The sequence below is a fragment of the Sphingomonas sp. SRS2 genome (genome assembly GCF_000971055.1).
Lineage (GTDB): Bacteria > Pseudomonadota > Alphaproteobacteria > Sphingomonadales > Sphingomonadaceae > Rhizorhabdus.
The window spans coordinates 1-13,201 of record NZ_LARW01000086.1 but is presented as its reverse complement, the minus strand read 5'-3'; the positions used below and the strand labels follow the sequence as shown (position 1 = coordinate 13,201).

The 13,201-nt window shown below is 65.0% G+C and carries 12 protein-coding genes; 5 read left to right on the top strand and 7 right to left on the bottom strand.

Features of this window, described 5'->3' with window-relative positions:
• Positions 1-37 precede the first annotated feature (37 nt).
• Positions 38-514 (top strand): transcription elongation factor GreA, encoded by a 477-nt coding sequence (greA, locus tag WP12_RS11025; RefSeq protein ID WP_046193771.1) that lies wholly within the window; start codon positions 38-40, stop codon positions 512-514.
• A 22-nt stretch (positions 515-536) separates the two neighbouring features.
• The gene (locus tag WP12_RS11020; protein ID WP_046193770.1) at positions 537-1,166 is read left to right on the top strand and encodes a rhomboid family intramembrane serine protease; all 630 of its coding nucleotides are present in this window, start codon (positions 537-539) and stop codon (positions 1,164-1,166) included.
• 17 nt (positions 1,167-1,183) lie between these two features.
• On the opposite strand, the gene WP12_RS11015 is transcribed toward WP12_RS11020, so the two are convergent.
• The 5 genes from WP12_RS11015 to WP12_RS10995 all read right to left on the bottom strand — a co-directional run bounded on the left by WP12_RS11015 (position 1,184) and on the right by WP12_RS10995 (position 4,009).
• On the bottom strand, positions 1,184-1,399 hold the full coding sequence (locus tag WP12_RS11015) for a DUF4170 domain-containing protein (protein ID WP_046193769.1): 216 nt from the start codon (positions 1,397-1,399) through the stop codon (positions 1,184-1,186).
• Positions 1,400-1,559: 160 nt separating this feature from the next.
• Complete coding sequence (locus WP12_RS11010; RefSeq protein ID WP_235399099.1) at positions 1,560-2,162, bottom strand: MlaC/ttg2D family ABC transporter substrate-binding protein; 603 nt, start codon at positions 2,160-2,162, stop codon at positions 1,560-1,562.
• Positions 2,163-2,258: 96 nt separating this feature from the next.
• Positions 2,259-2,669, bottom strand: a complete 411-nt coding sequence (locus WP12_RS11005; RefSeq protein ID WP_052730338.1) for a hypothetical protein — start codon at positions 2,667-2,669, stop codon at positions 2,259-2,261.
• Positions 2,669-3,361, bottom strand: a complete 693-nt coding sequence (locus WP12_RS11000) for a DUF3618 domain-containing protein (protein WP_160299212.1) — start codon at positions 3,359-3,361, stop codon at positions 2,669-2,671. The genes WP12_RS11005 and WP12_RS11000 overlap by 1 nt, the downstream gene beginning before the upstream one ends.
• 42 nt (positions 3,362-3,403) lie before the next feature.
• A complete protein-coding gene (locus WP12_RS10995) occupies positions 3,404-4,009 on the bottom strand; it encodes a hypothetical protein (RefSeq protein WP_235399098.1) in 606 nt (201 codons plus the stop codon).
• Between the two features lie 167 nt (positions 4,010-4,176).
• Here WP12_RS10995 and eno point away from each other — a divergent pair, with 167 nt between their 5' ends.
• From eno to WP12_RS10980, 3 genes are all read left to right on the top strand, one after another.
• The gene (gene eno / locus WP12_RS10990) at positions 4,177-5,457 is read left to right on the top strand and encodes a phosphopyruvate hydratase (RefSeq protein ID WP_046193766.1); all 1,281 of its coding nucleotides are present in this window, start codon (positions 4,177-4,179) and stop codon (positions 5,455-5,457) included.
• Positions 5,458-5,567: 110 nt separating this feature from the next.
• A complete protein-coding gene (gene purH / locus WP12_RS10985) occupies positions 5,568-7,169 on the top strand; it encodes a bifunctional phosphoribosylaminoimidazolecarboxamide formyltransferase/IMP cyclohydrolase (RefSeq protein WP_046193765.1) in 1,602 nt (533 codons plus the stop codon).
• 54 nt (positions 7,170-7,223) lie between these two features.
• Complete coding sequence (locus WP12_RS10980; protein WP_046193764.1) at positions 7,224-8,891, top strand: MFS transporter; 1,668 nt, start codon at positions 7,224-7,226, stop codon at positions 8,889-8,891.
• A 3-nt stretch (positions 8,892-8,894) separates the two neighbouring features.
• Here the strand turns inward: WP12_RS10980 and WP12_RS10975 are convergent, their stop codons facing one another.
• Both WP12_RS10975 and polA read right to left on the bottom strand, forming a co-directional pair.
• A complete protein-coding gene (locus tag WP12_RS10975) occupies positions 8,895-10,394 on the bottom strand; it encodes a lipopolysaccharide biosynthesis protein (protein ID WP_046193763.1) in 1,500 nt (499 codons plus the stop codon).
• Entirely contained in the window at positions 10,391-13,183 is a 2,793-nt protein-coding gene (polA, locus tag WP12_RS10970; RefSeq protein ID WP_046193762.1) for a DNA polymerase I, read from the bottom strand. The genes WP12_RS10975 and polA overlap by 4 nt, the downstream gene beginning before the upstream one ends.
• Positions 13,184-13,201 lie beyond the last annotated feature (18 nt).

Sequence of the window (13,201 nt, the reverse complement as noted above, 5' to 3'; positions counted from 1 at the left end):
CGGGGATCAGGGTTTTTGACGAAGGGGTTCTGGGACGATGGCGAGCGTTGAGAAGATGCCGATGCTGGCGGAGGGGCAGAAGATGCTCACCGAGGAGCTCGCGCGTCTTAAAGCCGAGCGGCCGCTGATCATCGACGCGATCGAGGAAGCGCGCGCGCATGGCGACCTTTCCGAAAATGCCGAATATCACGCCGCCAAGGAGCGGCAGGGCCAGATTGAGGCGTCGATCGGCGACATCGAGGATCGGCTGAGCCGTGCCCAGGTCATCGATCCGCGCGACCTGTCGGGCGACAAGATCGTCTTCGGCGCGACCGTGACCCTGCTCGACGATGACGAGAAGCCGATCCGCTACCAGATCGTCGGCCAGACCGAGGCGAATGCCAAGGACGGCAAGATCTCGTATAACTCGCCGCTCGGCCGCGCGCTGATCGGCAAGAAGGTCGATGACGAGGTCGAGGTGACGGTTCCCTCGGGCGACCGCTTCTACGTCGTGTCCAAGATCGAATTCATCTGATTCGCCCGGCGGCCGCTCCCTGATGCGATCGCCGCCGACTCCCGGTACCAACGGCATCGCCATCGTGACGGTGACGGCCTATGCGCTCGTCTGGCTGTCGGGGATGGCGGAGGCTGCCGACATCCTGGGCGGCTTCATGCCGGCGCGGGTGAGCGGCTACGTCCTGCCCGGCGCGCTGCCGGTCTGGATCACGCCTGTCACCGCGACGCTGTTGCACGGCGGGATCATCCATCTCGGCTTCAACATGCTGATGCTGATATTCTGCGGCCGGATGGTCGAAGCGGCGATCGGTCCGCTGGGAATTGCTATCCTCTATGTCGCCGGGGCCTATCTGGCGGCGGCGGCGCAATATCTCGCCGGGCCTTATGACCTTTCACCGATGATCGGCGCCAGCGGAGCGATATCGGCGGTCTTTGCCGGCTACGCGCTTCTGTACGGCAAGCCGCGCGGTTTTGCCGCGCATCCTAAACTCGGTCTCGCCGTCAACATCCTGTGGCTCGCGGCCGCATGGATCGGGGTCCAGTTCCTGATGGGGCTGGCCTTTGCTGACCTCGGCATGTCTATTGCCACCGCCGCGCATGTCGGTGGCTTCATCGCGGGGCTCGCGCTGGTCCGGCCGCTGTTGCTGTGGCGGCGGCGCAGGATCGCTTAGCGCCGGGGGGACGCAAGCTAGCCCAGTTCGGGCTCGAGCAGCTTGTGAAGGTGAACGACGACGTATTTCATCTCGGCATCGTCGACCGTGCGCTGGGCGGCTCCGCGCCAAGCCTTCTCGGCTGCCTTATAGTCGGCGAAAAAGCCGACGACGTCGATCTGGCCAAGATCTTCGAAATCCAATCCGCGGGGATCCTTGACGCGGCCGCCGAACACCAGGTGGATCTTGCTCATCCCATATACTCCGTTGGTCGCCGCAATGGACGAAGCTGCGCGCTCCATCTCCCATATGAAGCGGCGACCTTCGGACCTGGGGAGGACGGGCCGCCTGCTGCGAAGCCGATACCCCAATATCCCTGAATGACAAGAGGGCGCCGGCTTAGCTGCGGTCGGCTTAGCCGCGGGCCTTCATCATCGCGATGAGGCCATCGATGCCCTTGCGCTGGATGATGGCGTCAAAATCCTGACCCTGCGTCACCGCCAGGTTGATGTTGGCGACAGTGAGGTTGGTGACCTTGAAGGCGCCGCCGACCTTGGCGACCGACCATACTGCCGTGATGGGCTGCGCGCCCGGCTTCTGGACCTGAGTGGTGACGTTGAAGCCGGTGCCGGCGGGCGTGGTGCGGATCACCTTCATCGTGGCGTTCGCATAATCATAGAGATTGTCCGAATAGGTGCCGATGATGAAGGTCGGGATCGCCTGCTTGTAGGCCGCTTTTTGCGCTGGCGTGATCTGGTTGACCCAGCGACGGATCAGCCGATCGCCGATCGCGTCGATCGCGAAATGGGTCGACAGCAGTTCGCGGAATTTGGAGCGGACGGCGTTTTTGTTGCCCGTCTTGAGAACTGCGAAGGATTCGGCGCCAAGCGAACTAATGAACGTCGCGGCATCCTGATTGGCGACGACCGCCGCCTGGGCCGGCGCGATCGGGACGGTCAGCGACGCGCCGGCGATCATCGCGGCGCCGGCGAGGGTGAGGAAGGTCTTCATTATCATCATCTTCTCCATCGGCGCACCAAGCGGCGCACCGTTCCAGTGAGTCTTATTACCGGCGCGATGAACCCCGATTGAACCGTGACGGTTCCGAAAATATCAGGGGCGCACCGCGTCGACCGCCGCACTGCCCGCGCTTTCGGCAACCTGAGCGATCGATTCGATCAGCTTGCCGACCTGCTTGCCAGCGGCATCGGTGCTGATACCGAGCTCATCCAGCTTCGCCTGTCCGGCATCGCGCGCCGCGGCGGCAGCGTCCTTCGCGCGCTCGTTGATGCTTCCGCCGATCGAGCCGAGCAAATCTTCTTCCTGCCGGGTGCGAGGCAGAAGTGCGCCGACCACTGCGCCGATTGCGAGGCCGCCCAGCAGCGCCGCCACCGGGAATTCCTCGACGCCGGCCGCCGCCTTTTGGCTGGCGGCTTGGCTACCGGACCGGATGCGTGCGCCTGCCGTCGTAACGCGTTGTTTGATCGCGGCCTTGCGCGGAGCTGCCTTTTTGGGAGCCGTCATTAGCTTGCCTCCTCGTCTGAAGATGATGCCGGTCGCCCGGCGTTCTTATTCGTGAAACTCGCAGAGCCCCGCCCGGTTGCACGGACGAACAGGCCGGAGGCGATACGATATAGCGGCGGTCGGACGATCATCAGCACGAGGGTAACGACCGCTGCCGTCGCCCTGAGCGGACGCCGCCGCGCCGCATCGATCGCGCGGTGGCTAAGCGCCTGGGCATGATCGACGATTTCTTCGACCAGATCGGCGATCAGAGCCTGGGGGTGCAGCCGCGCCTGAGTCTCGTCGACCGTTTCGGCCAGCTGGTTGCGGGCCTCGCGCGATTTCTGCCGCATCCGGTCGAATAACTCATCGAGTGGGGCAATTCCCTTGGCAGCGTCGCGATCGTCTTCGTCGAAATCCTCGACGACCATCATGAGCTTGCTGACGCCGACCTTGATCAGCCCGATTGCGAGGCCGAGACCGAGCACCACCGAGACCGCCGCGCCGCCAAGCCGGCCGATCCACGGCGTGAGCACGAAGGACAGAGTGACGAGGAACGTCACCGCTGCCGCCTGACCCATGATCGCGCCGATCAGGCAGAGCAGGGCGCCCGTCCGCGCCCGGCCGATGCGGCGATAGAAATCGGTGCGGAATAGCGCCAGCTCTGCCTTGGCAAGCGTGCGCCCGTCTTCGATCAGGCGCGCGAACAGCACGCCTATCGGTTCACGTTCCTGTTCCGGGCCCGGATACAAGGATCAGGCTACGGAAGTGGGTGGAGGCGGTACCGGGCTCTGCGTGGCGGGGGCCTCCGGCGCGGTCGACTTTTCCGCGGTTGGCTTGCGGGGCGCCGGCTTCGCCGCCGGCTTCGGAGCCGCTGCACTTGTGGGAGCAGCTGCCTTCGCAGCCGCCGGCTTACGCGCCGCAGGCTCTTTGGCTGCCGGCGACGAAGCGCCGCCGCCGGCCTTCGGCGTCAGGCCCGACTTCACCACACGGGCCACCAGGAAGCCGACTGCTGCCGCCGCCGCGATCGCGATGGCGGGGGAACTGCGAACCGCGTTGCGGGCGTCGTCGATCAAGTCGTCGGTGTCCTTGTCACGCAAGGTACCGGCGAGACCGCTGACCGCATCGGCGGCCTGCTGGATATAGCCGCCATATTGCCCACCCAGCTTTCCGCTGACCTGGCTGGCGGCGTCGCCGACAAGGCTGGCAACGTTGTCGAGCGCCTCGACCGCGCGGTCCTTGCCCTGCGTGGCATAATCTCGGGCGCGTGTGCCGGCCTGCTCCGTGAAGCTGGACGCGGTGTCGCCGAACGCCTTCTTCGCGCTCTCGAAGGGATTTTCGCTGCTGCTATCGGTCGCCATGTCGCTCGTCTCCATGTGGAAGCCCGGATAACCCACTGTGCCTGCTCAACCAAGTGGGACGGATAGCGTTCCTTTACCAGCCCCGAAACGACTTCATATTTGCCTATCTTTCGCCGCGCGGATAGAGCGCGGACATCCATCGTCATCAGCAAAAGGTTCAACCGCCAATGACCGCCATCGTCGACGTCCACGCCCGCCAGATCATCGACAGCCGCGGAAATCCGACGGTTGAGGTCGATGTCACGCTCGAGGACGGCAGCTTCGGCCGGGCGGCAGTGCCATCCGGGGCGTCGACCGGCGCCTATGAGGCGGTCGAAAAGCGCGATGGAGGCAAGGCCTGGCTCGGCAAGGGCGTTCAGGACGCCGTCGACGCCGCCAATGGCGAGATCGCCGACGCGATCATCGGCATGGAGGCCGAGGACCAGGGCGAGATCGATGCCCGGATGATCGAGCTCGACGGCACCCCCAACAAGGCCCGGCTCGGCGCGAACGCGATACTGGGCGCCAGCCTTGCTGTCGCGCGCGCCGCTGCCGATGCCCGCGCTCTGCCGCTCTACCGCTATGTCGGCGGGGTTTCGGCGTCGGTGCTGCCGGTGCCGATGATGAACATCATCAATGGTGGCGCGCATGCCGACAATCCGATCGACTTCCAGGAATTCATGATCATGCCGGTCGGTGCGCCGACCCTGTTCGATGCCGTGCGCTGCGGCTCGGAGATCTTCCACACGCTCAAGAAGGCGCTGCACGACAAGGGGCTGGCGACGGCGGTGGGTGATGAGGGCGGCTTTGCTCCCAATCTCGCTTCGGCTCCCGATGCGCTAGACTTCATCATGCAGTCGATCGAAAAGGCCGGCTACAAGCCCGGCGACGACGTCGTGCTCGCGCTCGATTGCGCGGCGACCGAGTTCTTCAAGAACGGCGTCTATGATTTCCATGGTGAGGGCGTGAAGCGCTCGCCCGCCGAAATGGCCGATTACCTGGCCGATCTCGCCGCGAAATATCCGATCGTGTCGATTGAGGATGGTATGGGCGAAGATGATTTCGAAGGCTGGAAGATACTGACCGACAAGATCGGCCACAAATGCCAGCTGGTCGGCGACGACCTGTTCGTGACCAACCCGAAGCGGCTTGCCCAGGGCATCAAGGATGGCCTCGCCAATTCGCTGCTCGTGAAGGTCAACCAGATCGGCACGCTGTCCGAGACGCTCGAGGCGGTCAATATGGCACAGCGCGCAGGCTATACCGCGGTGATGTCGCACCGGTCGGGCGAAACGGAGGATTCGACGATCGCCGACCTCGCAGTCGCCACCAACTGCGGCCAGATCAAGACCGGCAGCCTCGCGCGTTCGGACCGGCTCGCCAAATATAACCAGCTCATCCGTATCGAGGAGGAACTGGGCACCGTTGCGACCTATGCGGGCCGGAGCGCGATCAAGGCGCTCGGCTGATGTCGTGGCCTTCCCGCTTGCCAAGCGGGGAGGCTGTTTCGCGACTGGCAATTCACATCGGCTTCGCTTAACCGGACCGCGACTCCCGTTCCGGTTGAGGATTGCCACGAATGAAGACCCCGACGACCCCCGCTCCCGATAAAGTCGCGATCAAACGCGCGTTGCTGTCGGTGTCCGACAAAAGCGGCCTGGTCGAACTGGGCGTCGCGCTGGCGGGGTGGGGCGTTGAGCTGGTGTCGACCGGCGGCACCGCGAACGCCCTTCGCGACGCCGGGCTGGCGGTCAAGGATGTGTCGGACATTACCGGCTTTCCCGAGATGATGGACGGTCGCGTAAAGACGTTGCACCCGATGGTTCATGGCGGCCTGCTCGCGGTCCGCGACGATCCCGAACATGCCCGGGCGATGACCGATCATGGTATCGGCGCGATCGATCTGGTCGTGGTCAACCTATATCCCTTCGCGCAGACCGTCGCCAAGGGCGCGGAGCGCGAGGAAATTATCGAGAATATCGACATCGGCGGCCCATCGATGGTCCGCTCGGCAGCCAAAAATCACGGCTATGTGACGATCGCCACCGATCCTGCCGATTATGCGGAGATCATCTCGACCGGCGGGGCGACCACGCTCGAGCAGCGCAAGCGCTTCGCCGCCAAGGCATTCGCCGCTACCGCGACATATGACGCGATGATATCCTCATGGTTTGCCCACGCCGATCAGGGCCGGTTCTTCCCCGACACGCTGTCGGTGCCGGTACGAAAGGCGGAGGGGCTCCGCTATGGCGAGAACCCGCACCAGCAGGCGGCGCTCTATGTTCCGGTGGGACCGGCCGCGCGTGGCATTGCGCAGGCGACCCAGGTCCAGGGCAAGGAACTGAGCTACAATAATTACAACGATGCCGACGCCGCGCTCGAACTGGTCAGCGAGTTTCGCGATGGTCCGCCTACGGTGGTCATCGTCAAGCATGCCAATCCCTGCGGCGTCGCCACTGCCGATACGCTGATCGAGGCCTATGAAGCCGCGCTCGCCTGCGACAGCGTCTCGGCTTTTGGCGGGATTATCGCGGTAAACCGCCCGCTCGACGGCAAGACGGCCGAGGCGATCAGCGGCATCTTCACCGAGGTGGTGGCCGCGCCCGATGCCGATGACGAAGCCAGGGCGGTGTTCGCGAAGAAGAAGAATCTTCGGCTGCTGCTGACCGGCGACCTGCCCGATCCGGCGCGGCCCGGCCTGGCGATGAAGACGATCGCCGGCGGCCTGCTGTTCCAGTCCCGCGACAACGGCCGGATCGGCGAGGCCGATTTGAAGGTGGTCACCCAACGCGAGCCGACCGTGCAGGAATTGCAGGATTGCCTGTTCGCGTGGACGGTGGCCAAGCACGTCAAATCGAATGCGATCGTCTACGCGAAGGGTGGTTCGACCGCAGGGGTCGGAGCGGGACAGATGAATCGCCTCGAATCGGCGCGGATCGCGGCGTGGAAAGCGAAGGACGCCGCCGACAAGGCAGGCTGGGGCGAACCGCGTACGATCGGCTCTGCGGTGGCTTCGGATGCCTTCTTCCCGTTCGCAGATGGTCTTCTTGCCGCGGTTGAGGCGGGCGCGACCGCGGTGATCCAGCCCGGCGGCTCTATCCGCGACGCCGAGGTTATCGCCGCGGCGGACGAGGCTGGGCTTGCAATGGTCTTCACGGGCATGCGTCACTTCCGGCATTGATCTGAGCGCCAGTCCCGTTGTTCCGGGACCGGCATGGGCAGGGGGCGGGCTGACATGGCCGACGACGGCAGCGAGGCAGGAGGACGAATCGGGCCCTTCGTCCCGTTGCGGCACCAGCTGTTCCGTCGCATCTGGACGGCAAGCCTCTTTTCCAACTTCGGGCAGCTCATTCAGGCGGTCGGTGCCGCCTGGGCGATGACCCAGCTCACCGGACGCGCGGACATGGTCGCCCTCGTCCAGTCGGCGACCTTCGCGCCTTATATGTTCCTGTCGCTGATCGCCGGAGCCATCGCCGACAGCTATGATCGGCGCAAGATTGCGCTGGTTGCGCTGACCCTGGCGTTGTCTGGCGCCACGGGACTTAGCATCATCACCGCGTTGGATCTGCTGACGCCGGTATGGATATTCTTCTTCTGCTTCGTGATCGGGACCGGCATGGCGCTGTTCGGTCCCGCGTGGCAAAGTTCCGTCGGCGAGCAAGTGCCGGTGCGTGAGTTGCCCGCCGCGATCGCGCTCAATTCCATAAGCTACAATATCGCCCGCAGCTTCGGGCCTGCGATCGGCGGCTTCCTGGTTGCGGTGGCGGGGGTTCTGGCCGCCTTCGCCGTCAATGCGCTCGCCTATATCCCGCTCATCATCGTGATGTTTATGTGGCGTCGTGCGCCGGAGACATCGCGGCTGCCACCGGAGGCGCTGGGCCGGGCGGTGATATCGGGCGTCCGATATGTCCTGCATTCGCCACCGGTTCGTGCGGTGCTGATCCGGACGTTGATAACCACGCTGCTCGGCACGTCCTGCGCAGCGCTTATGCCGCTCGTAGCTCGCGAATTGCTGGGCGGCGGAGCGCGGCTGTACGGTGGCATGCTCGGCTGTTTCGGCATCGGCGCGGTGATCGGTGCGCTGATGCTGGCGCGGATCAAGGAGCGCATGTCGGACGAACGCGTGGTCCAGCTAGGATCGCTGTTGCTGGGGCTGGGCGCGATCGGGGCGGGATTGAGCCGACATGCCGCGATCACCGGCATTCTGTTGATGGGCGCCGGCGCGGGCTGGATGATCACGACCGCGGTGTTCAATATCAGCATCCAGCTGTCGTCGCCCCGCTGGGTGACGGCGCGCGCGCTGGCCGCCTGCTATACCGCGGTATGCGGCGGCATGACTCTCGGCGGATGGGCGTGGGGTCATGTCGCGGCGGACCACGGCACCGCCGTTGCGCTGGTCGTGTCGGGTGCGGTGATGATCCTGTCCATTGCCACGGGGCTGTGGTGGCCGATGCCCGTCATCGAGCAACAGCGCGATCGGGACGGACCGCTGTCGGAACCGGAGACAAATCTCGATCTCAACGGTCGCAGCGGACCCGTCGTGGTGGTCATCGAATATCGCGTGCCCGTGGATCGTGCCCGCAGCTTTTATACCACCGTCGTCGGACTCGAATCGATTCGCCATCGCACCGGTGGCTATGGCTGGTCGATCTCACGCGACGTCGCCGATCCCGAACTGTGGACCGAGCGCTATCACACGCCGACCTGGCACGATTATCTTCGACAGCGCGACCGGCTGACCGCCGCCGATCTCGAAATCTGGCATCGCGCCATCGCCTTCCATCAGGGCGACGGAGAGATCCGGGTGCGGCGTATGCTCGAACGGCCCTACGGATCGGTGCGGTGGAGCGAGGATGTTCCCGATCGAGGCGTCATCGTGCCGCTTCCCGGGCAGGGGAGCTGAGTTTCACGCTTTCCGGAACAGCATCCGGTCTTCGCTGGTGAAGCCGAAGCGCCAGATCACCACGCCGAAGGTCAGCAGGATCGCGGGAATGCCCAGCGAAAGCTCGATCCATTCGGGCAGCTGCGTCGCGAAATAGCCGACCGAGCCTGCTGCCAGCGCCGCCCAGACCAATGGCCACCGCCAGCTGGATACCGGCGCGCCGAGCAGCTGCGACAGCAGCCTGGCCTTGAGGATCGATGCGATCCCCAATGCCATCGCCAGCGCGATCGCGGGCCCCGCCGCCTGCCATATCAAGGGCAGATCGAGATTGCGCATGACGAGGACGATGGCGAAGCTGAGCGCAATCTGGATGCCGATCATGCCCAGCGAGATCCACAGGTTGAGGTGACGCGCCACATAGATCAATGCGGATTCCGAGACGACCGCGGTTGCGGCAACGACTTCGGCCACCAGCAGGAAAGCAAGCGCGCCGTTGCCGCCAACGAAGTTGGGACCGACCAGGCCCATCACGCCCTCTCCGGTGATGCCCAGCGACAGACCGATCGCAGCCTGCGCGGCGATGATCCAGAAGCCGACTTGCGCGACCTGTTTGGCCACGGCGGCGCGATTCCCGATTTCCAGATTGCGGGTGATGACCGGACCCAGGATCGGATCGAAGCTGGTCTTGAGCTTCTGCGGCAGCGACGCCACCTGTTGCGCGACATAGTAGATGCCGACGATCGCGGGCGAGAAGAACAGGCCCAGAATGGCGATGTCGAGGCGGCGCGAGCCCCATTCGATCGCGTCGGCCGCGGCCAGCGGCACATTGTGCCGCGCCAGCATGAACAGGCTGGAGGGCCGGGGACGCCAGCCGCGTGGCAAGCCGAAGCTCTTCAGCAAGGGCCAGATCGACGCGACAAGCGCCGCCGCCATCGAGATCACATAGGATATGATCAGCCCGTCGCGCAGCGAATAGAAGGCAAGCGCGAAGGCGGCGATGCTGATCGTCCATGGCTCGATGATCGAGCGCGCCCGCACCGTCGCGCCGATGTCGAGCCGATAGGCGAGCGCGGCGAGCGAGATATCCGACCAGGCCAGCGCGAAGATGGTGAGCGGCAACAGCCATTCGAGCCCGTTGATGCCGCTGTTGGGGAACATCAGCTGGGGCACCATGGCAAGGATCGTCGCAACCACCGCCGATGCGATCGCGGCCACCAGCAGCGCGTCCCACACGACATGGACATGCGGCCGGTCGGTCGACGACAATTGCTGGGCAAGCCCGCGTTTGAGGCCCAGCGTCGCCAGTGTGGCGACGAACTCGACGATGATCACGGCATAGGCGAAACGCCCGAGCGCTTCGGCGCCATACCATCGGCCGGCGATGATCAGGAACGGGATGCGCGCCGCGAGCCGGAGCAGGAAACCGAGGAAATTGGTGCGGCCGCCCTTGGCGAGCGCCTGGATATCCTCGCCGTCCTTCAGCTCCTTGGGATCAAGCGGCCTGGCATCTGAAGCAAGACTCAATGGGCCGCGCCCCAGCTCGCGCCAGTGCCGATTTCGACGCCCAGCGGCACCGACAGGCTGACGAGGGGTTCGGCGGCCCCCGCCATCACGTCGCGGATCACGGCCGACGCGGCATCGACATGCTCGGGCGGAAGCTCGAAGACGAGTTCGTCATGGACCTGGAGCAGCATGCGGACATCGCTCAGGCCGGCGGCGGCCAGCGCCGGCTCCATCCGGATCATCGCGCGCTTGATGATATCGGCCGACGTGCCCTGGATCGGCGCGTTGATCGCCTGCCGCTCGGCCGACTGGCGCTCGCCCTGCTTCTGGCTGCGGATCCAGGGAAGATGCGTCTTGCGTCCGAACAATGTGGTGACGAAGCCCTGATCGCGAACCTGGCCCAGCGTCGCCGCGATATAATGGTTGATGCCGGGGAAGCGCGCGAAATAGCGGTCGATCATCCCCTGCGCTTCCTCGCGCGAAACCTCGAGCCGGCCCGCCAGACCCCAGGCCGAGATGCCGTAGAGGATCGAGAAGTTGATCGTCTTGGCGCGGGCGCGGGTATCGCGGGTGACTTCACCGAATACTTCCTGCGCCGTCAGCGAGTGGATGTCCTCGCCATTGGCGAAGGCGTCCTTGAGCGCGGGCACGTCGGCCATATGCGCGGCGAGCCGCAGCTCGATCTGCGAATAATCCGCCGACAGGATGACCTTGCCGGGTTCGGCGACGAAGGCGTCGCGAATGCGGCGGCCATGCTCGGACCTGATCGGGATATTCTGAAGGTTCGGATCGGTCGAGGACAAACGCCCGGTCTGCGCGACCGCCATCGAGAAACAGGTGTGGACCCGGCCTGTCGACGGATTGATCTGCTGCTGCAGGGCGTCGGTGTAGGTCGATCTGAGCTTGGTCAGCTGACGCCAGTCGAGCACCAGCCGGGCGATCGGGACGCCATCGGTCGCGAGGCGTTCCAGCTCGTTGACGTCGGTCGAATAGACGCCGGTCTTGCCCTTGCGCCCGCCTTTCAGCCCCATCTTGTCGAACAATATGTCGCCGAGCTGCTTGGGGCTGCCGACCGTGAAGGGGGTGCCCGCCTCGGCATGGATTTCGAGTTCGAGCCGCGTCGCCTCTCCGGAGAACTCGGCCGACAGCCGCGCCAGTTCTTCACGATCGACCCTGATCCCGGCCATCTCCATGCGTTGAAGCACGGGCACGAGCGGGCGGTCGATCAGTTCGTAGACACGGGTCGCGGATTCGGTGGCGAGTCGGCCCTTGAGCCGCTGCCACAGCCGCAGCGTGACGTCGGCATCCTCGGCGGCATATTCGGTGGCGACGTCGAGCGTCACCTTGTCGAAACTGATCTGCGTCTTGCCGGCGCCGCACACCGTCTTGAACTCGATACAGGCATGGTCGAGGTGACGCTGCGCCAGCTCGTCCATGCCATGGCCGCCAAGCCCGGCGTCGAGATCGTAGGAGAGCAGCATCGTATCATCATAGGGCGCGACGTCGATGCCGGCGTTGCGGGCGAGCACGACCATGTCATATTTGATGTTCTGCCCGATCTTCAGGATGTCGGGCGCTTCGAGCAGCGGCTTGAGCTTGGCCATCGCCACGGCCATCGGCAGCTGCGCCGGCGTTTCCGAGAGCAGGCCATCGCCAATATGGGCGAGCGGAATATAGCAGGCCTTGCCCGGCGCGGTGGCGAGGCTCACGCCAACCAGCCGGGCGCGGACCGGATCGACCGAATCGGTCTCGGTGTCGACCGCGATGCGGCCGCAGGCGAAGCCTTCGGCTATCCAGCGGTCGAGGGCCGCCTCGTCGACGACCGTCTCATAGTCCTTGTGGTTGAACGGCACCTGCTGAACGACCGGCGCGGGCTTTTCCTGCGGGCCGGGGGCGAGCGCGAGCATCGTCGGGCCGCCGCCGGGCAGGGTCGCCGGGCCGTCGCCCGCGCCGACCTTGGCGAGCAGCGACTTGAAGCCCTGATCCTCGAGGAAGGCGCGCAGCGGCTCGGGCGGGAGGCCTTTGATCTCCAGACCATCGAGCGGTTCGGGCAGCGGCGAATCGCATTTCAGGCGAACCAGTTCGCGCGACAGCCGGGCATTATCCGCGTGATCGATCAGCGACTGCTTGAGCTTGGGCTTCTTGATCTCGTCGGTGCTCGCCAGCACGGTTTCGAGATCGCCATATTGGCGGATCAGCTCGCTCGCCGTCTTGGGGCCGATGCCCGGAACGCCCGGAACATTGTCGACGCTGTCGCCCATCAGCGCGAGCACGTCGCCCAACGCCTCCGGTTCGACCCCGAATTTCTCGACGACATGTTCACGACCCAAGCGGCGATTGTTCATCGTGTCGAGCATGTCGAGGCCGGGGCGGATCAGCTGCATCAGATCCTTGTCCGACGAAACGATCGTGACCTGCCAGCCGGCGGCGAGCGCCGCTTCGGAATAGCAGGCGATGATGTCGTCGGCCTCCAGCCCGATCTCCTCGATGCACGGCACCGAGAAGGCGCGCACCGCATCGCGGATCATCGGAAATTGCGGGACGAGGTCTTCGGGCGGCGGCGGACGGTGCGCCTTGTACTGGTCGTACATATCGTTGCGGAAGGTCTTCGACGAGGCGTCGAGAATCACCGCGAGATGGGTCGGCCCGTCGGCCTGGTGAAGCTCGTTGATCAGCTTCCACAGCATCGTCGTGAAACCATAGACCGCGCCGGCCGGGATTCCGTGACGGTTGGTGAGCGGCGGCAGGCGGTGATAGGCCCGGAAAATATAGCCCGAACCGTCGACGAGATAGAGATGTTTGGCTGACATGGGTGGGGTGGATAGCAG